Source organism: Brevundimonas nasdae (genome assembly GCF_019395145.1).
Taxonomy (GTDB): Bacteria; Pseudomonadota; Alphaproteobacteria; order Caulobacterales; family Caulobacteraceae; genus Brevundimonas; species Brevundimonas nasdae.
In genome coordinates this window covers 1,165,820-1,184,300 of record NZ_CP080034.1, presented here as the reverse complement: position 1 = coordinate 1,184,300, position 18,481 = coordinate 1,165,820, and the positions used below count along the sequence as shown (strand labels likewise).

The following is an 18,481-nucleotide window of genomic DNA, read 5'->3' as shown; positions in this document are numbered from 1 at the left end:
AGCTCTGCTTTCGGGCGGCCTCTGGCGCATGCGGGCCCGCGACTCCCCGGGCGTGATCTCCATCAGATATAAAATCGGAATGGCAATGGAGCGGTGGCGTCTGCCGGCCCGGCCGTGAGGATCTCACCCGTTAGGTCGGCAAAACGCAGCGTTACCGGCAATCCATCCGCGAAACTGGCGTTGTTGAAATTTAGCTTGGTCAGCGCCATCAGGTCAGTGAGCACTTGGCGGATGTCCGCCTCGCCATGGACGATGTCCACCGTGATGGGGTTCGGCACCTCCCGGCCAGGATAGGTGTTAAGCCGAGGCGTGAAGCCGGTGGTCCAGAGATAGGCGCGACGATCCGAAGCGAGGATGGCGGTCCCCCTCAAGACCGGCCGACTGCCGTAGCGAAACAGCTTCAGCTCATTCTGACGGCGGATGCGTATGCCGATCAGTTTGGTCTCCGGCGGCACCGTTGATTGGAAACCCTCCCATTCCGCCGTCTCGAACCAAGTCTTGCCGTGAATGAACAATTCGGATGGCGGGCGGCCGTGCATCTCGATGTAGGAGGCAATCACCATGCCCATCAGTTCCGCGGCCTTCTCGCGGCTCAGGTGGAAGCTGTGATCGGTGGACGAGAACCAGGGCCCGACGGCGCCCTTGAAAACCACGCCTTCGCCGGAATCTAGAAACATCTGAGCTCCGCAACAGGCGTTGTCGCGGCCCTTGGCGCTCTCGATGTGCTTGAACACCAGCCCGACATAGCAAACCCCCTCTCGGACTCCCGCTACCCGCCACGGACGGCCCCCCGCCTTGTAAAAGCTGGTGGTGGCGAGGTTCCAGGCCACCGAGGCCGGATCTTGCAGCGACCTGCGGGCCCCCTCTTCGAACTCGGACGGCGTCAGGGTCGTTTCCCGAACCACCTGCAATACCTGTCCCGTGTCGAGCAGACGAGCCTTCAGTTGGTTGTGGAAGTTGAGCTCGTACTCATAGAGCGCGGCGGCCTCCATCTCTTCGATGAACAGCGAGCCTGCGGACAGGATGGATTTCGCCGCGCGACGACCGATGGTGCCTGACGCCTTCTCCCTCTGATCGCGGGGCACGACGGATTTTGGACGACCATAGCGATGCACCTCTTCGGGTATGACCGCGAACCAGAACTGCGGTCGGCCTTCCTGCTCGCGCAGATACTTCCGCAAGGCGTCGCCGTAGACATCGACCGCCCGGAAAATCCCGTCATGCCGATCCTCGCTGCGGATACTGCGGCTCAGAAGGTCGCCGTCGATCGTGATCTTGGCGAAGGGCGTCGCGGGCCAGGGCACGCCGAACGCGGCCTGAAACCCTGGCCACATCGTCTTGTTTTCTTCGCGGCCGCTGCCCGGAGCCGCGATCGTCGCAGCCAAGGCCCTGACCCAGGTTTCGTACCTCCTGATGCCGTCCGATGTCCCTATCACGCCGACATCCATGCGCGCGGGGTTCTGGTTGGACGCCGGCGGGCCGAACAGAAACAGACCATCCTTTGGATGCTCGGTCTTCTGGTTGAATCCGAAGCTGAGCAGCGGTTCGTCGATGTGGGTCACCGTCCAATCGCTCATTCTTCGCCCTCCGCGTCGGCGTCGAATACGCCGTCGTCCTCATCATCCTCCGGCTCGTCCGGATCGTCGGCGTCGTCTTGGAACTGCAGATCCCCGACGATGTGTCTCTGAGCGGTCAACTGCAACAGCCGGCCGGCGAGGATCAATTTCTGGTCGCCGTCCAATGGGATGACGCAGTCCATCTGTCCTTCCGCAAGCCACGCGACAAATGCCTCCTGCAGCTGGCGCCAGTGCTGGTTCCACCAGTTTTTGCAGAAGCGACGGCGTATCGGCGTGGTTCGCTTCGGGTCCGAGATCGCAACCTGCCCGTCGTCGGAGAAGGCGACATAGGGCTTGAACCGAACGAACGTCGTCGGCCCGAGGACGACGGTGACCTTCATCGCCAGATGCCAAAAGACACGGTTCCGCTCGCTGCGACCGACGACCTTTTTGTAGGTCCGTTTCCCGGACGCGGCCGTGTAGGTGACTTTGTTGCTGGCGAGGAGATCGGCCGGGAAATAGAAGGCCGATCCGGCCCGCTGCTCCAGAGCCTTGAGGCCTCGGTTCAACAGATGCCGCTCCACATGCTGCCGGAGAAGAGCCGTGGCGATATTGTGGGCGTCGCCGCGCTTAGGGCTCGTGACGTCGGCTGAAGGGCCTTTCAGAAAATCCTGCAACGGACGCTCGGCTCGGGGCTCGGCGACAAACGGGGTCGGCAAGGCCGAATTGACCTCATCCAGATCGGCGAAGGTCAGAAGCAGTTGGTAGAAGACCGAAAACGGGATCCCGCTCGTGCGCAGCGACTGCGCGACGACAGCGGCGTCCGCGTTGACCTTCAGGTAGCGCAGGGTCGAGGGCAGAGCGCTTACAGGAGACAGGCTGGTCAGCACGGGCTCCGGCTCGACGTTGACTAGGGCCGAGGTCTTGGCAGCATCCTGCCGCCATAGTTCGAACTCGGCGGTCTGGTCGTGCTCAATGCGCGGCACGTTGGCGGTTTCGAGCGTGTCGAGCAGCTCAACGAGCTTTGGGCCCCAGCCTTTGCTGAAGTCGATCGCGTTGAGCTGATGCACGAGGATGGGGAAATCGGCGAAACCGACGTCGTCGATCCGAACAGGGATGATGAAGGCGGGATCAGCGAGCGCCTTACGAACCGCGTCGGCCACGGAGAGCTCGTTTCTCACACCCTGACGTTGGGGATCGACGCTGGCCTGCGACGCCACGAAGATGACCTTGCAGGCGTGTTCTCGAAGCGCTTCCTCGATGGTGTTCCAGAACGGCGTTCCCCCCTTCAAGCCGAACATGTCGGCCCACACCTTATAGCCGTGGCCTGTGAGCCTCGCGCCGAGCCACCGGACGAAATCGTTATCGTCCGGAGTAGCGTGGCAGATGAAGATGGTGTCCCGATACATGTCACCGCCGAATCAGTTCAACCTAGTCTAGCCAGGTCTAGACCGCGAACCGCCAGTTGGGTTCACAGCCGCCGCTTTTGGACAGATCACTCTCCGGCGGACCAACTCGAACTGTCGGACCGCTTAAACCCGCTCCTATCCCCACTTGATGTAGCCGGCGGAGAGCTTCTGGAACTCGATCGAATTCACACAGCAAGAATCCGTTTCGATCCGGGCGATCAGGTAATCAAGGCATTCGGCGATCCGCTGATTGATGACAACGCCTCGAACAACCTGGAGAGCTTTGTGAGCTTGCGCACGGCATCGCTCATTGCTCAGTCGCGCCTTGATTTCGTAGGACGACGACAGCGAAGCCATTACATGCGGGGCGTACTTATCTCCCGCGATAGCGAGAATCTGGTCGTAGAACCCCTTCGCGCCGGGCGAAACGCCTGAATTGTAGGCCACGCCGTTGCCGAGACGACAGGTCATCACGACCGTGAACATCCGGTTGGCCAGGTGCTCGATAACCGCCCCTTGGTCTGGAACGTAGGAGGCGAGTTCGAGCGCCACCGACGGTTCGTGATGGAAGTTATCCCAGGCATTATGAGTATTGAGCAGATTAGTGATCAACCCATCGATAATGATGGCGCGTTCGGAGGGCGAGCGGAACGCCTGACCGCCGACCACCTCGAAGAACTGTGCGCCAAGCGCATGCTTGTCCTTGTACAGATTGACGTTGTAGCCCTCGAGCACGATCCCGAGTTTGAACTTGGTGTCGTCATCGCACGCAGCCCAAAGCTTGGGCGCAAACAGCGTGATGTTCTTGCGGACTGCCGGGTCTGTTTCAGGCGCGACGTACAGGCCGAACACCGTGCGGATGAGGTTTCCGCACAGATGGGTCGGCAGTTCGATGATCTTGGCCTCGATCGAAGCCTTCGCAGTCGGGTCGAGCGGGCCGTTCAAGGTCTTTAGATTGGCGACGAAGCTCTGCAGTTGGAGCGCCGCGGCCGTTGGATTTTCGTTCAGGACATCCTGGACGCAGTTCTGCAGGTAGCCGAGCAACTCAAATGCGTTGATCGAGTAGGTCGTAGGGTGCGAAATGCCGTTGTCATTCCGCATGTCGAGGATGTGTTTGAGCTTCTTGTAGGTGGTATCGGAAATCAGTTCGAGTTTGCGGCAGCTATCGAGCAGGACCGAGTCCTTGAGCGCTGAAAGATGTTCCTCGGTCGAATACAGTTCGCGGGCCTTGCTGCCGCCAACGGCCGCATCGAAGAAGATGTCCAGCCCATACATGACCGCTTTTGCGCGCAGCTTAAGAACGACCTCGTTCCAGATGGCGTTGAGCGAGTAGTCGAATAGACCGAAGCCGGCACCGATCACGAACTTGGAAAGATACCGCGCATCCTTGCGATGCTCGGCCGGAATCGAGGCGATGAGTTCGCCAAGATTGGTCCCAATGATGGCGCGCTGACTTTGATCGGCGATGATGTTTTCGGACGGCAGTCCCATTTGCTCGAGGAAACTAACCAGCAGTTGGGCCTGCGGATCGATGAGTTCGTTGGATCTAATGGGGACCAGACCGGCCATAGGATTTCCTGTTTTCTGGTTCGCTTGACCAACCCGAGGTTGATCTTGGCCTTAATGTCGGTGATCGCCGACCGATCTTCAACGACTAATGCATCGCAACGGAGCGGCTTTGCGTTGCCGGCGGACCTTCGGAGACGCCGCAGTGCAATCAGCGTTCGGGGATCAAAACTACTGCGGGCGCGGATGAATGTCGGCATCTGGGCAGGATCTGAATTTCCGCTTGTGGCGCCTGTCAGACGTCCGGCGCCTCGCAGTCGCCATTGCGTGTAGGCGACCTGGGTGTGCGAGGAAGAGCAAAGCGTTTTGCGCTAATCGGTATTCGCTGAAATGGACTGACGCATAGAATGCTGGTGCCTTTTCCCTGGCATGATTTAGCGCCTGGTCAGGGCGGGCGTGTCACTAGGGCGAGATCGCCGGAGTGGTTCTGTGAGAATGTTGGACGTCAGGCTCGTGATAAGTTCGTCGAAAGCCTCGGCGTTCGACGCGCCGATGATCGAGGGATCGAAGGTGGCGATCTGGGTGCAGTTGATCACGAACGCGTCTGCGCCCCGCATCAAGGCGTAGCGCAAGGTCCCGGGATCGTAATGTCGTGGCCCGTCTCGCTGGCCTTGAAGCAACCGTCCTCGGGATAGTGGCATGACAACGTCGCGCTGCTCAGCAGCCTCTATCCAGGATAGACCGCGAAAGTTCAAACTGTCCCGTGAAGCGAGCACGACCGTGTCGGGTAGGGGAAGATTGTCGTAGTCTGCGACCGACCAGGTGAGGCCCTCTAGTCGCCGCATCGACGCCGTTGATACGACGTCCGCGCTAAGGGCGTCGGTATGCACCTCTCTGGCGAGCGCTCGATGTTCGCGAAGGAGAAATTCGGTCTCACGCCGGGTTTCCTCCATCATTCCGCCCACAAAGCGCATCGGGTCGCGTCGTACCTCCGCGAACAGAACCTTTCGGATGTGGCGGGACTTCACGGCGCCAAAGGTCCTCGTCCATCGCGGGTCAGCACGCAGGATTTCGAGGAAGCTCTCGATCCGCGGTCCCGGCTTGTCTCGATCTGCACCGACGTAGGCCAGCATCACGGCTGGAGTCGCCATCCATGCCTTCAGTCGCTGGGTGGTGATCATGGCTTCGCCGACGAGGTCTCTGGTCGCCTCGGTTCGAAAGGCCAGGTGCGCCACAACTTCCCTGGCGACTTCATCATCGGCGATCATCCCCTCGGGAGACGCTGTGAGCATTTTTAGATGTTCGGCCAGTCGGCTTTCGTAGGCCGTTATCCGATCGTCGAGCGTCGCGGGCGCCCCCTCTGTCCGGAGTTCCGAATAAAAGAAGCGGGCTGCGGCGGCGTCCTGGACATTGGCCTCAAACACCCCGCGTTCACGGTGGTGGACCCAGAGCCGATGTCCTTTTCGGGTCTCGGTCGCGAATCCGCGAAGGAGCGACTGGGGAATGAAGTGCTGCTTCTTACCTGACATCTCTCGCGTCCCCAGAATCGGTTCTTGGAGTTTTGACGAGCAATTCCCGAACTGGGCATGCTCCTACGTGTCGGGCGGGAAGTCGACGGACCGCCCTCGGCGCCTGAACTGGCGATAGCGCTTACCGGAAGTCCCTGGTCTTTGGCCGGATCGTGTCGAGATGCAGGTCGGGGATGTAGATGTCGCGGGGCCTGATTGTTCGCGGGGCGGCGCCGCGAGGATCGGGCGGGCTGGCATGATGGAACTCGTCGCCGCGGCCGTGGGGCAGGGGGAAGGGAGATTGTCGGTCGCCGACCGAGGCGAGCAGGCTTGAGGCGTCGTGAAGTCTGGTCGCGACGATATGGACGACCTCGCCTTCACGCTGAACCTGGCCGTCGACCACAAGCATTGTGGCGGACAGAACTATGCGCCGCTGTTCTTCGTAGAGGCTCGGCCAGATCACCAGATTGGCGACCCCAGTCTCGTCCTCAATGGTGATGAACATCACACCCTTGGCGCTGCCGGGTTTCTGGCGAACCAGAACCAGTCCGGCGACGCGGGTCTGGCGACGGTCGCGCATGGCCGTGCCGTCGGCGCAGGTCATGACGTGTCGGGATTGCAGATCACCACGCAGGAAGGCGAGGGGATGGTCGCGCAGCGTCAGGCCGACGTGACCATAGTCTTCGACCACTTCGCGGCCCGGCGTCATGGGTTTGAGGTTGGGCTCGGGCTCGAGGATCTCGGGTTGGCGGTCCCGGGCGTCGGCGGCGGCGAAGAGGGGAAGCGGTTCGTCGCGTAGCGCCTTGATGGCCCAGAGCGCATCACGGCGCTCGAGCTTCAGGTTCGGGCGAAAGGCGTCGGCCTCAGCCAGTTTGACCAGGCTGGCGATCTGGGCGCCGGCGCGGCGCCAGAGGTCGTCGACTGTGGTGAACGGGCGAGTTTCACGGGCGGCGAGGATCCGGGCCGCATCGGCGTTGGAGAGGCCGCGCACCATTCTTAAGCCTAGGCGGACGGCGAGAGGATTGCCCGCGTCGGCGGGTTCGAGCGTGCAGTCCCAGCGACTCGCGTTGATGCAGACCGGTCGGACCTCGACCTGGTGCTGCTGGGCGTCGCGGACGATCTGAGCCGGCGCATAGAAGCCCATGGGTTGGGCGTTCAGCAGGGCGGCGCAGAAGACGTCCGGGTGATGACATTTGAGCCAGGAGGAGGCGTAGGCGATCAGGGCGAAGGAGGCCGCGTGGCTCTCTGGGAATCCGTAGGAGCCGAAGCCTTCGAGTTGGCTGAAGGTCTTCTCGGCGAACGCGCTCGTATAGCCGCGCTCGACCATGCCGTTGACCAGCTTGTCCTTGAAGTGGCTGACGCCGCCCGTGAACTTGAAGGTCGCCATGGCGCGACGGAGTTGGTCGGCCTCTGAGGCCGTAAATCCGGCGCATTCGATGGCGACCCGCATGGCTTGTTCCTGGAAAAGCGGCACCCCAAGCGTCTTGCCCAGAACCTTCTCCAGTTCGGGCTTTGGATAGTCGACCTCCTCCTTGCCTTCGCGGCGCCGCAGATAGGGGTGGACCATGTCGCCCTGGATCGGGCCGGGACGGACGATAGCGACCTCAATTACTAGGTCGTAGAAGGTTCTGGGCTTGATCCGAGGCAGCATGGCCATCTGGGCCCGGCTCTCGATCTGAAAGACGCCCAGGGTGTCGGCCTTCCTGATCATCGCATAGGTCTTGGGATCCTCAGCGGGGATGGTCGCTAGGTCGAGGTTGGTCCCCTTGTACTCAGCCAAGAGGTCGAAGCCGCGCTTCATGCAACTGAGCATGCCCAGCGCCAGGACATCGACCTTCATGAACTTCAGAACATCAATGTCGTCCTTGTCCCACTCGATCACCTGGCGGTCCTTCATCGCCGCCGGTTCGATCGGCACGAGGTCGTCCAGGCGGTCATGGGTTAGGACGAAGCCGCCAGGGTGCTGGCTGAGATGGCGCGGGGCGCCGATCAGTTGCCGCGACAGGTCGAGCGCGAGTCTTAATCGGCGGTCCTTGAGGCTGAGGTTCAGTTCCTCGGCATGCCGGTCCTCGACGCCCTCGCTGGAATAGCTCCAGACCTGGGAGGACAGGGTCTTGATCAGGTCCTCGCTGAGGCCGAGCGCCTTGCCGACGTCTCTGAGCGCGCCCCTGGAGCGATAGCGGGTCACGACCGAACAGAGGGCAGCGTGGTTCCGGCCATAGGTCTCGAAGATCCACTGCATCACCGTCTCGCGCCGCTCGTGCTCAAAGTCGACGTCGATGTCCGGCGGTTCCTTGCGCTCCTGGCTGACGAACCGCTCGAACAGCAGGTCGTTACGGCCCGGATCGATGGAGGTGATGCCCAGTACGAAACAGACCGCCGAGTTGGCGGCCGAGCCGCGCCCCTGGCACAGGATGTCCCGGCTGCGGGCGAAGCGGACGATGGAGTTCACCGTCAGGAAATAGGGGGCGTAGTCGAGCTTGCCGATCAGATCGAGCTCGTGACGCAGGGCGGCGACCACCTTGTCGGGCAGGCCTTCGGGATAGCGGTCGGCGGCGCCGGCCCAGGTCAGTTGCTCCAGAGTCTGTTGCGGCGTCATGCCGGGCGTCGAGACCTCGTCGGGATACTGATAGGCCAGTTCGTCGAGCGAGAAGCGGCAACGGTCGGCGATTTCGACGGAGCGCGCCAGCGCTTCGGGATAGGCTTTGAACAGCCGGTGCATCTCGGCCGGCGGCTTGAGGTAGCGGTCGGCGTGGCGTTCGCGGCGGAAGCCCAGTTCGTCGATGGTGCAGCCATGGCGGACGCAGGTGACCACGTCTTGCAGCAGTCTTTGATCGGGATGATGGAAGAGGGCGTCGTTGGTCACCACGGTCGGCACGTCGGCCTGGGCCGCCAGATTGGCCAGGTCGTGCAGACGCAGCGCATCCCCAGGGCGCCGTCGGAGGGTCAGGGCCAGATAGGCCCCGGCCGGGAACGTCGCCTTGAGCCGACGTAGATTGGCGGCGCAGGTCTCGTCCGCCTCGTCGGGGACGAGGATGGCGATCAGACCTTCGGACCAGTCCTTCAGATCGGCCCACTCGAGATGGCATTTGGCCTTGCCGGCGCGGCGCTTGCCGAGCGACAGCAGTCGCGTCAGTCGGGAATAGGCGGGGCGGTCGGTCGGATAGACCAGAACGCCGGCGCCATCGGCAAGGTCGAGACGGCAGCCCACGATCAGGCGGACGCCAGAGGCCTTGGCCGCTTCATGAGCGCGGACGATCCCGGCCAGGGAGTTGCGGTCGACGATGGCCAAGGCCTCCAGGCCGCATAGGCGCGCCTGTTCGAACAGCAGTTCGCAAGAACTGGCGCCGCGCAGGAAGGAGAAATGGGACGTGGCCTGGAGTTCGACGTAGGACATAAGTTCATTGTTTGTTCTCATTTCGCCGTGCGCCAAAAACTCAGGCTCTGGCAAGCGTCGCCGTTAGAATTCTTTGAGAGACGCGGAGGCGTTGGGGGAGGCCGGCGGCCAGGGTTTGGCCGGAGCCTTGAGGTGCAGGCAGGCGACACGGTCCGGGCGGGACCACAGACCGCCGCAGGGAAAACGGTTGCAATGAAAGGGGTTGAGGTCGTCCGGGACCAGGGCGAACCGGCAGGTCCGCGGCCAGGGGCGCCAGAGTTTCAGGCCGTGGGTGTTGGGGACCACAAAAGTGATCCTTGGGCCGTCATTCTCAAAAGGCCTCTGATCCTCCAGTTGACAACCCTAAGTATGCAATGTGTCTTGTTATGCATCTGGTTGAGAGGAGTGGGCGCCTGTGTCTGTCATGGTGGTGCCGAACAATCGATTGAGCCAGTTCGCGATCTTCGCCTTTCGACAGCGACTGTTGCCGCCGAGCGTTTCCGCCGCAGACTTCGCAGCACGGCTCCGGTCGGCCAATCTCGAATGGGCAAGCGTTCGCGACGAGCACGAGATTGCGCCCCTGGATCCCGGCCTGATCGAGGCGGCCTGCCGCCTGGACATCGATCATGATCCGATGACCTTGATCCGCATCGGTCGCGATCTGCTCTACAATCTCGAAATCCGTCGCGGCGGCCTGATCCTGGCGGTCATCAATCGGGTGATGGCTCGCGCCATCCTAGGCATTCGCAGGACAGTGGCGTGATCGGCGAGCCGAAGGGGAGCGGCGCAGTCCGGGTGACCGCCTGAATCGTCTTTGGCCTATGCGGATGGAGCTTGGCGGCTCTGGCTGCCTGGTTTGGCGCGCGGTTTATGGTTGGTTAGACGCGAAAAGCCACCCCGCGTCAGGCCGCCGTAACAGGGCGCAACGCCTTTGCGAGCGCCAAGAGCGCCGCACGGTGCTCCTCAGTTTCGATCTGATTGTACCAGGCGAGCAAGGTTGCTGCGCCGGGCTTGTTGTCATCTGAGCGTTCGCCGAGCAGTTCACTGGCGGGAATCTCCAGGACGGCGGCGATCTGCAGCAGGCGAGAGGCGGAGACCCTATTCACGCCGCGCTCGTATTTCTGAACCTGTTGGAAGGTGACGCCGATCTGGCCGCCCAGCGCCGCCTGGCTCAGATTTAACGCCTCACGTCGCATGCGGATGGCGCCGCCCAACTGGACGTCGACGGGATCAGGATCTTCGCTCATGGCTTAACCATATTCGGCTTCGTTCAAGTCTAGCAAACCGTGTGCGGCTTGGCGGGCCGAACGCGTGGGCCCTTATCTCCGCTTGGCGATCATCGACATCTCTGGGCAAATCGCGGACAGCTTGCTTCATGCTCGTCCTGCCGCCCGTTCCAAACCTACCGTTGCGTCCGTCGGGTGAGGAAATCACGAGGCTCGCCCGACGCCTGCCGGGCCTCCACGGCGCCGCAATCACCCTCATCAAGGCCCGCAAGGTCTCGCCCGTGGCGGTCTGCTGCATGCTTCGAGACGAGGTAGGTAAGATCGATCTCAGGGGTGAGGGCGCCGAACACTATCGCCGCCGGTTCAATGGTTTTTATGGCGTCCGCCGCAACGCGGCTTGGCGAGACGCCTTCTATACCGCTTTCGAGGAGAACAAGGCCGGCGCGGGTTCGACCTCGGATCTATTCGATACCCTCTTGGGGGCGGTGTCGGAGCGAACCGGACGGGTCGAAGCGTCCTTTGTCAGCAAGGCGGTGTCCGCTGTCAGGTCGGAAGGGCCGATCATCGACAGCGTTATCCGCCTGCGGCTCGCAGCTCTTATGGACGCGCCGGCGTTCGGCGGCGGGCAGGACCAGGCGATGGCCTATTATCGGTGGCTGCTTGCGGTCTTCGAAGCTTTGGCGGAGACGCCTGAAGCTCTCGAGTGGGGCCACGTATTTGATCTGACCTTCGCCGATGTGCCGGGCGCGTCCGCACTCCACATTCACCGCAAGCTGGATTTTCTGATCTGGGGTGGGCGGAGCGTGGCGCTGGAACAGCCTTGACCGATCGCGGCTAGGTTAGGAAGCGTCATTGAGATGTTTGTGAAGGGAGGCCGCGTCATGCCGAATCCTGGTGTTCGTACCCAAAGACTTTTTGAAGATCTTGGCATCGCGCCGGCGACGCGAGCGGCCAGCGGTCGCTACCTCCGGTCCGAACCCTTGCGCTCTGGCATCCGGTATTGGGCGGGCCATGCAAGAGGGCAGGATCTCTTCGGCGTGCAGTTTCTCGCAGACGGATTGTCGGACGCGGAGCGCCTTGGTTCACGCCTGGTCCAGGCCGGTTTCAATCCCAGGCCGCCCCAGTCGTCCCAACTGACCTTCTGTCGCGCGATCGACGTCCAAGCGGATGGGACGCCGGACCTGATCGCTCTTCGCGAAACGAGAGCGGTGTTGGATACGATCATCGTTTGAGCGCTTTCGGCGGCGCCGTGCGTCTGTCTGAGATGGGTTTGCGAAGATGTTGTTCCTCATTCGTTCTTTTGTCGCTATTGAACGCTCATGCAGGATCGACCCATCCGCAAGATCGTCCATGTGGACATGGACGCCTTCTTTGCGTCCGTGGAGCAGCGGGACGATGCGAGCCTTCGCGGCCGTCCGGTCGCCGTCGGACACGCCGCTTCGCGCGGCGTCGTGGCCGCGGCCAGTTACGAGGCGCGCCGGTTCGGCGTCCGCTCGGCCATGCCGTCGACCACGGCCTTGCGCAAATGCCCGGACCTGATCTTCGCGCCGCCGCGCTTTGAGGTCTATCGCGCCGTATCGGCGCAGATCCATGCCATCTTCGCCGACTACACCGACCTGATCGAACCCCTGTCGCTGGACGAGGCTTATCTGGATGTTACGGCGGATCGACGCGGTCTGGGGACGGCCTCCGCGACGGCCGAGGAAATACGAGCGCGGATCCTCAAAGAGACTGGCCTGACCGCCTCGGCAGGCATCTCCTACAATAAGTTCCTGGCCAAGCTCGCCTCAGACCCGAGAAAGCCCAACGGACAGTTCGTCGTGGCGCCTGGGCGCGGCGAGGCCTTTGTCGAGGATCTGCCGGTCCAACGGTTCCATGGCGTGGGGCCGGTGACCGGCGCGAAGATGGAACGGCTCGGTCTGAAGACCGGCGCCGATTTGCGTCGCCAGTCCCTGGCCTTTCTGCAGCACCATTTCGGCAAGTCAGGACCCTGGTACTACGCCATCGCGCGCGGCCAGGACGACCGACCGGTCAATCCGGATCGGACCCGTAAGTCGAGCGGATCGGAAACCACCTTTGCGTCGGACCTGACGGATCCCGCCGCCGTTGAGGCGGGCGTGGCGGAGATGGCGGACGATGTCTGGACCTGGTGCGAAAAGGCGGGGAGCTTTGGCCGCACCGTCACCGTCAAGGTGAAATGGGCCGACTTCCAGCAATCGACGCGCAGCCGCTCCTTTCGCGAACCGGTGACGTCGCTGGCCCAGTTGCAGGATGCGGCCCGTCTTCTGATGCGCGCCCTCTATCCCTTGCCCAAGGGGGTGCGGTTGGTCGGGGTCAGCGTCTCCAACCTGGAGAAGGTGGCGCAGTCAGAGGCCCTCGTCCTCTCGTGAACGCGGAACCGGCGGTCCGGCGGGGCTTTCAAAGGCTGGACCGACGCACGGCCGGGATCACCATCGGGAGCCGTCTTGGTCATTCCTCTTCTCCTCATGACGTTGCTGCAGACCTTGCCGAAGGCCGATCTTGTGCGCGAGGGCCATGACGCCGGGCGTCTAGGCGAGGCCCTCGCGGTTTGCGGCCGGCAGGGCTATCCCGTCGACGAACTGGTCGCCGAGGACCTGGCCAATCGGTTTGCGGCGCGTGCCGTTGAGGCCGGTTGGAGCCGTGAGACTGTGTCCCGCATCATTGAAGCCGGCGTGGCGCGCGAACGGTCGACGATCCCGTTTTCTGAACCGCTCTACGACCTGCCGGCGGATGAGCTCATCGATGCCGCGACCGGCTTAAGCGATGATGTTCGCGCCTATTGTCATAGCGTGAACGACGTGTGGCCTGGCGCGATCACGGATCTTGAGGTTGGAGATCGCGTGTTGGCCGAACGGTCGGACCAAGCGCTACGTAAGGCTGCGGCCAGTCAGTCGCGGCAATGAGCGCTTTGTCTGCCTAGCCGAACAAACCATGCAGCCACCAGGTGAGGTCGCCGGTGTGGGCCTGTTCGCCATCGCCGCGGCGATAGACCCAGAAGCGGGCGCCCGCCTCGTCCTCGAGTTGGAAATAGTCACGCACGGCGTCGCGCTCGCCGTCGCGCCGCCACCATTCGCCGAAGATGCGTTCGGGGCCGTCCGCACGGCGGACCCGGTGACGGATCCGGCGCCAGGTGAAGGCCACAGGCGGCTGGTCCGGGAGGAGGGCGACCGCTTCGATCGCCTCCGGGCGGTCCAGGAGCCGCGAGGGGCGCGGCCAACGTCTCGGCCAGGTCTCGGTCACCGGCGGGGCGGTGGGAGGAAGTTTGCGGGTCGAACGCTCGGGCACGTCGCTCTGGGCCGGAGCCAGGCGATAAAGCCGTTGTGGCCCCAGGCGATTGGCGAGGAGATCGACCAGGTCGCCGATCTCGGGCGCCGCCGGGCCGGTCAGATCACCAGCGATCGGCGCCCAGTCGAGGGGCAGGGCGATCGGCGCGGCCAGGCTCATCGCCTCGACGCCCAGGCCGGGATCGACGGTCTCGATCTTGTCGCACAACAGGCGGGTGAGACGTTTGACGTCCCGGACCGGTCGGGCCGTGCCGACGCGGATCGCCTCGGTCCGGTTGTCGACGCGTTCGAAGCGTAGGTCGAGGCGCGTGGCGCCCAACCCCTTGGCTTCGAGGTCTACGCACAGGGCCTCAACCAGTTTGAGCGTATAGCGGGCCAGGGTCTCGGGCGCGCCGATCGGTTCGGCGAAAACACGGCGAACCTGGACGAGATCGGGCGTATCGATCGGCGTGATCGGCTCGGCCGCGCGCCCATAGGCCTGGTCAAGGCGTCTGGTCAGTTCGGGGCCGAAGCGCAGCGCCAGAGGCGCGCGCGGCCGCGCCTCGAGTTCGCCGATCGTATCGACGCCGAGACGGCCCAGACCCTCGACCATGTCGGGGGGGAGACGAAGGGCGCGGGGCGGCAGGTCGGAGAGGGCCGGGCCGCCGCGTTCGACCGTAAGGCTCGGTAGAGCAAGATGGCGGGCCAGGGCGTGGGCGCTAGCCCAGGTGTCGGCCAAGGCGGCGCGGGCGTTCAGGCCCACGCTTGTCGTTTGGGCGATCAAGTCGTCGAGCAGGGCCTGGTCGCCGCCGTATCGGTGGGTCGCGCCCGTGACATCGAGCACTAGGCCGTCCGGAGGATCTGCGGCGACGATCGGGGCGTAGCGCCGCAGAGCCCAGAGCGCCAACTGATCCAGGGCGCTGGCGTCGCCGGCGGGATCGAAGTCGTGGACGACCAGGTCGCCGACAAGGGCGCGGGCCTGGGTTGCCGCCATCCCGGGGTGGAGACGGTGCGCTAGGGCGGCGGGGTCGGCGGCCAGGACGAGGCGTTTTCGCCCCTGACGGCCGACCAGGACGAGTGGCGTCTCAGGCGACGGCGAGTCCGGCCCAAGCCGGCGTCTCAATCGGTCGGTCGACCAGGTGGGCAGGTAGAGCGAGACGACCCGTCTCATCGCAGGCTTCCAGTTCGAAATCCGCGCAGTCTCCGGCGCGGCAGCGGATCAGTTCGACGAACCAGCGGGGGCGACCGACGCCGGCGACCGGCAGAGGGGCGGAGGGCAGGGCGGTGACCCGCCACCTCGTCGCTGCCGCCGTGGGTTGGCCGAACTCGGCCGCCTCCGCCTGGCGTCGCCATCGTCTGACGGCCAGGCCCATGGACCCGGATTCCTCGGCGACGAGTTGGAGGCGACGCGAGGCCGTCATCGACAGCCGCGCCACCTCGCCGACGACGGCGCCGAAACCGCCGTGGCGTAGGCCGTCTTCGAAGGCGGCCAGAAGTCCGGCCTCGTCGCCGGCTTCCGCATAGATGACCCTGTTGGAGGAGAGCCCCGCCTGTTCGAGCGCCGGGGCGAACAGGTCCGGCCGGGTGACGCACCATAGAACGGGCCCCGGCGTGCGCGCTGCGATCCCCGCCGCGAACAGCGCGGCGGCCGCGCCGTTCACCGCGCCGTCCCCGCCGCCCGCAACCTCGTGCAGTGCGCCGAGGGTCAGTCCGCCGCAGGGCAGTCTGCGGTCCATAGGCTCCAGGCCGAAGGGTAGAACCCCGCTGGGCACGCGCCGACCAGCCTCGATCCGGGCGATCTCGGTGCGCAAGGCTTGGAAGGCGGACGGGGGGACGGTCATGATCTCCTGAACTTCGAAGGGGGATTGATGTTCCGCATTTGTTCTTATCGAACGGTCCGGGAGTCAAGCCGCTTCGCCGAAGCGTCGTGCGGCGAACTGTGGGTGGCGACGAACTGATCGAGCTTCACGCCTCCAACGAAGATGCTGGACCCAGTCGTCAATCGTGGACGAACGCTGGGAACTGTCGATAATCGTCGAAGGCGCATCGACAAGTCTGGCGAAGCGGTCTCCTAGGCGCGCCCATGAGACAACTGACCCCTGCCGAATGGGCGCGCATGCGCGACCGGATCACCACCCTGAGCCTCATTGATCGTGGTCCAGTCGTCCGCGCGCGCATGGTGGAGTGGCTGACGGCGCGGCCGGGAACGGGCTGGTTCTACGCCATGTCGGACAATTTCCACTTCGGCGCCCAGGCGGACGCCGACGCCTTTCGGGAGTGGATGATGCGCGAGCCCTTCGCCTAGGGTTAGATGCGGGGCCCGGTTCCACGCGATCCGTCATCGACCTGTAAGAGGCCAGGCTGTGTGCAACGAATACCAGCTCAAGCTGCCGATCGCCGACATTGTCGCAACCCTGGTCGAGGACGGCGTAGCGGCGGCCTTCCCCGAGGGCCGGCCTAATCTCGAGCCTCAGGAGTCCATCCGGATTGGTGATCGGGCGCCCGTGATCAGGACGAGCGAGGCGGGCGCTGAGTTGCGGCTTCTGCCCTGGTCCTGGCGATCGCCGCAGGGGCGGCCGGTGTTCAACTTCAGATCTGACGATCGATCCTTTGCCGACGTGCAGCGGTGCTTGATCCCGGCGGATGGGTTTTTCGAGTTTACGGCCGCTGAACCGGGGCAGAAAAGAAAGACCAAGTGGCGCTTCAGCCTCGCCGACGCGCCGCTGTTCTGGATCGCAGGCCTGGTCCGACAGGACGCCTTCGCCATGCTGACCACCGAACCGGGTGCGGATATCGCTCCCTATCATGACCGACAGATCGTCGTGCTGCGACCCGAAGAGGGCGCGGCCTGGCTCGATCTCCGGGGCTCCGAACGCGATCTGTTGCGGCCCCTGCCGGCCGGCAGTCTCAATGTCGAAAAGGTCTTCCCGGGCTGACGTCCTGACGCCGGAGCGAGGGTGAGGGCAGGGTGTTCGCCCTTGTGGCCGCCAAGGCGGTAGACCGGTTGAGACGGCGCCTCAGCGTATTTCGTTTCCTTTATCGTGCCAAACGGCGCGGCCGCTCGAAGGGGCGGATCTGACCGAAGCCCGGCCGGCTTGCGCAACCGCTTTCACGACTTTCTTCCCCGGCCTTGCGGCCTCCTCGCGCGACAAGAAAGACGCTCCAGCGGTCCTTCGCCATGCTGCGGGGGCTCGCTGCGCTCTCCCTGCGCGCCGATCCGGGCCCCGGTCCTCCGATCGCCATCGAGGCCGCGACTGGCGTGGCCCGAAGCACAGGAGAGACTGACATGGCTGCCATCGGAACCTTCACCGCCCAAGGCGACGGCTTCACCGGTTCGATCAAGACCCTCACCCTCAACGTTCGGCAGGCGGTTCTGCGGCCCAATGAGAAGAGCGACGACAAGGCTCCGGACTACCGCATCTTCGCGGGTCAGATCGAGTTCGGCGCCGCCTGGAAGAAGACGAGCCAGCAGAACCGCGAATACCTCTCGGTCAAGCTCGACGACCCCAGCTTCCCGGCCCCGATCTACGCCTCCCTGGTCGAGGTCGAGGGCGGACACAGCCTGATCTGGTCCCGCTGAGACCAGCAAGCCGCGGCGGCGCGGGCGACGCGCCGCCGCTCCCTTTTTCCACCATCCGTTTCGAGGAGGCCGCCATGACGCGCCCCGCCGATCCCGCTCGTCCGGACATCTACAGCCGGATCACTCAACAGATCATCGTCCAGTTGGAGGCCGGCGTGCGGCCCTGGACCCAACCTTGGAAGAGCCAGACCTCCGTCAGCCGTCCTCTCCGTCACGACGGCACGCCCTACAGCGGCGTCAATATTCTGCTTCTCTGGGCCGAGGCCGCCGCACGCGGCTATGGCGCAGCCACCTGGATGACCTTTCGCCAGGCTCTGGCCTTGGGCGGTCATGTCCGCAAGGGCGAGCGAGGCGCAACAGTCGTCTACGCCAACCAGATCGTTCGCCAGGAGACCGACGAGGCTGGCGAGGAGAACGAACAGCGTATTCCCTTCCTGAAAGCCTACACGGTGTTCAACCTCGACCAGATCGAGGGTCTGCCCGAAACCTATGCGGCGGTCGCGCCGCCTGCGATCAATCCAGACCATCGGATCGCTAGAGCCGAGACCTTCTTCACCCAGTGCTCAGCCGAGATCCGGCATGGCGGTGGATGCGCCTATTATGCGCCGGAACCGGACTATGTGCAGATGCCGCTGTTCGAGTGTTTCGAAAGCGCCGAAGCCTATTACGCCACCCTGGGCCATGAGATGACCCACTGGACCCGGCATGCGACGCGGCTGGATCGGGACTTCGGTCGTCGCCGTCATGGGGACGCCGGCTACGCCCGCGAAGAGATGGTCGCTGAGATTGGATCAGCCTTCCTCTGCGCTGATCTCGGACTGACGCTGGAGCCCCGAGAGGACCATGCCGCCTATCTGGCCTCATGGCTCGAGGTGTTGCGCAACGACACCCGTTTCATCGTCTCGGCCGCCGCCCATGCTCAACGTGCTGTCGCCTTACTTCATGGCCTGCAACCGGACGACGGGTGAGGTTCGAGATCCCGTCGCGCGTCTGTCCGGCGCGCGACGGGAGATTTAGGCTGCGACCCTAATCTGGC

At 63.9% G+C, this 18,481-nt stretch carries 17 protein-coding genes; 9 read left to right on the top strand and 8 right to left on the bottom strand.

What is annotated here, in order from left to right:
- Positions 1-62: 62 nt before the first annotated feature.
- From KWG56_RS05800 to KWG56_RS05780, 5 genes are all read right to left on the bottom strand, one after another.
- Entirely contained in the window at positions 63-1,577 is a 1,515-nt protein-coding gene (locus KWG56_RS05800) for an argonaute/piwi family protein (RefSeq protein WP_219354068.1), read from the bottom strand.
- Positions 1,574-2,965, bottom strand: coding sequence for a toll/interleukin-1 receptor domain-containing protein (locus tag KWG56_RS05795; RefSeq protein WP_219354067.1), 1,392 nt, complete (start codon positions 2,963-2,965; stop codon positions 1,574-1,576). Before KWG56_RS05795 ends, KWG56_RS05800 begins: the two co-directional genes overlap by 4 nt.
- Before the next feature lie 135 nt (positions 2,966-3,100).
- On the bottom strand, positions 3,101-4,534 hold the full coding sequence (locus KWG56_RS05790) for a hypothetical protein (protein ID WP_219354066.1): 1,434 nt from the start codon (positions 4,532-4,534) through the stop codon (positions 3,101-3,103).
- 371 nt (positions 4,535-4,905) lie between these two features.
- Positions 4,906-6,000 (bottom strand): DUF4238 domain-containing protein, encoded by a 1,095-nt coding sequence (locus KWG56_RS05785; protein ID WP_219354065.1) that lies wholly within the window; start codon positions 5,998-6,000, stop codon positions 4,906-4,908.
- 121 nt (positions 6,001-6,121) lie between these two features.
- The gene (locus KWG56_RS05780; RefSeq protein WP_219354064.1) at positions 6,122-9,376 is read right to left on the bottom strand and encodes an error-prone DNA polymerase; all 3,255 of its coding nucleotides are present in this window, start codon (positions 9,374-9,376) and stop codon (positions 6,122-6,124) included.
- A gap of 394 nt (positions 9,377-9,770) precedes the next feature.
- On the opposite strand from KWG56_RS05780, the gene KWG56_RS05775 reads away from it, so the two are divergent.
- Positions 9,771-10,118 (top strand): hypothetical protein, encoded by a 348-nt coding sequence (locus KWG56_RS05775; protein WP_219354063.1) that lies wholly within the window; start codon positions 9,771-9,773, stop codon positions 10,116-10,118.
- Positions 10,119-10,257: 139 nt separating this feature from the next.
- On the opposite strand, the gene KWG56_RS05770 is transcribed toward KWG56_RS05775, so the two are convergent.
- Entirely contained in the window at positions 10,258-10,602 is a 345-nt protein-coding gene (locus tag KWG56_RS05770; RefSeq protein WP_219354062.1) for a helix-turn-helix domain-containing protein, read from the bottom strand.
- Positions 10,603-10,730: 128 nt separating this feature from the next.
- Here KWG56_RS05770 and KWG56_RS05765 point away from each other — a divergent pair, with 128 nt between their 5' ends.
- The 4 genes from KWG56_RS05765 (at position 10,731) to KWG56_RS05750 (ending at position 13,505) form a co-directional block, all read left to right on the top strand.
- Positions 10,731-11,405, top strand: a complete 675-nt coding sequence (locus tag KWG56_RS05765) for a hypothetical protein (RefSeq protein WP_219354061.1) — start codon at positions 10,731-10,733, stop codon at positions 11,403-11,405.
- Between the two features lie 57 nt (positions 11,406-11,462).
- Positions 11,463-11,813, top strand: a complete 351-nt coding sequence (locus tag KWG56_RS05760; RefSeq protein WP_219354060.1) for a hypothetical protein — start codon at positions 11,463-11,465, stop codon at positions 11,811-11,813.
- 87 nt (positions 11,814-11,900) lie between these two features.
- The gene (dinB, locus tag KWG56_RS05755; protein WP_219354059.1) at positions 11,901-12,971 is read left to right on the top strand and encodes a DNA polymerase IV; all 1,071 of its coding nucleotides are present in this window, start codon (positions 11,901-11,903) and stop codon (positions 12,969-12,971) included.
- A gap of 75 nt (positions 12,972-13,046) precedes the next feature.
- A complete protein-coding gene (locus KWG56_RS05750) occupies positions 13,047-13,505 on the top strand; it encodes a hypothetical protein (RefSeq protein ID WP_219354058.1) in 459 nt (152 codons plus the stop codon).
- A 13-nt stretch (positions 13,506-13,518) separates the two neighbouring features.
- Here KWG56_RS05750 and KWG56_RS05745 read toward each other — a convergent pair whose 3' ends face one another.
- Positions 13,519-15,036 carry a Y-family DNA polymerase gene (locus KWG56_RS05745; protein WP_219354057.1) on the bottom strand — a complete coding sequence of 506 codons (1,518 nt, stop codon included), beginning with the start codon at positions 15,034-15,036 and terminating at the stop codon, positions 13,519-13,521.
- Positions 14,951-15,706 (bottom strand): ImuA family protein, encoded by a 756-nt coding sequence (locus KWG56_RS05740; RefSeq protein WP_219354056.1) that lies wholly within the window; start codon positions 15,704-15,706, stop codon positions 14,951-14,953. The genes KWG56_RS05745 and KWG56_RS05740 overlap by 86 nt, the downstream gene beginning before the upstream one ends.
- Before the next feature lie 242 nt (positions 15,707-15,948).
- Between KWG56_RS05740 and KWG56_RS05735 the strand changes: the two genes are divergently transcribed.
- The 4 genes from KWG56_RS05735 to KWG56_RS05720 all read left to right on the top strand — a co-directional run bounded on the left by KWG56_RS05735 (position 15,949) and on the right by KWG56_RS05720 (position 18,413).
- Positions 15,949-16,170 (top strand): hypothetical protein, encoded by a 222-nt coding sequence (locus KWG56_RS05735; protein ID WP_219354055.1) that lies wholly within the window; start codon positions 15,949-15,951, stop codon positions 16,168-16,170.
- 58 nt (positions 16,171-16,228) lie between these two features.
- Positions 16,229-16,801 carry an SOS response-associated peptidase gene (locus tag KWG56_RS05730; protein WP_219354054.1) on the top strand — a complete coding sequence of 191 codons (573 nt, stop codon included), beginning with the start codon at positions 16,229-16,231 and terminating at the stop codon, positions 16,799-16,801.
- Between the two features lie 350 nt (positions 16,802-17,151).
- Positions 17,152-17,445 carry a DUF736 domain-containing protein gene (locus tag KWG56_RS05725; protein ID WP_219354053.1) on the top strand — a complete coding sequence of 98 codons (294 nt, stop codon included), beginning with the start codon at positions 17,152-17,154 and terminating at the stop codon, positions 17,443-17,445.
- A gap of 74 nt (positions 17,446-17,519) precedes the next feature.
- Entirely contained in the window at positions 17,520-18,413 is an 894-nt protein-coding gene (locus KWG56_RS05720) for an ArdC family protein (RefSeq protein WP_219354052.1), read from the top strand.
- Positions 18,414-18,481 lie beyond the last annotated feature (68 nt).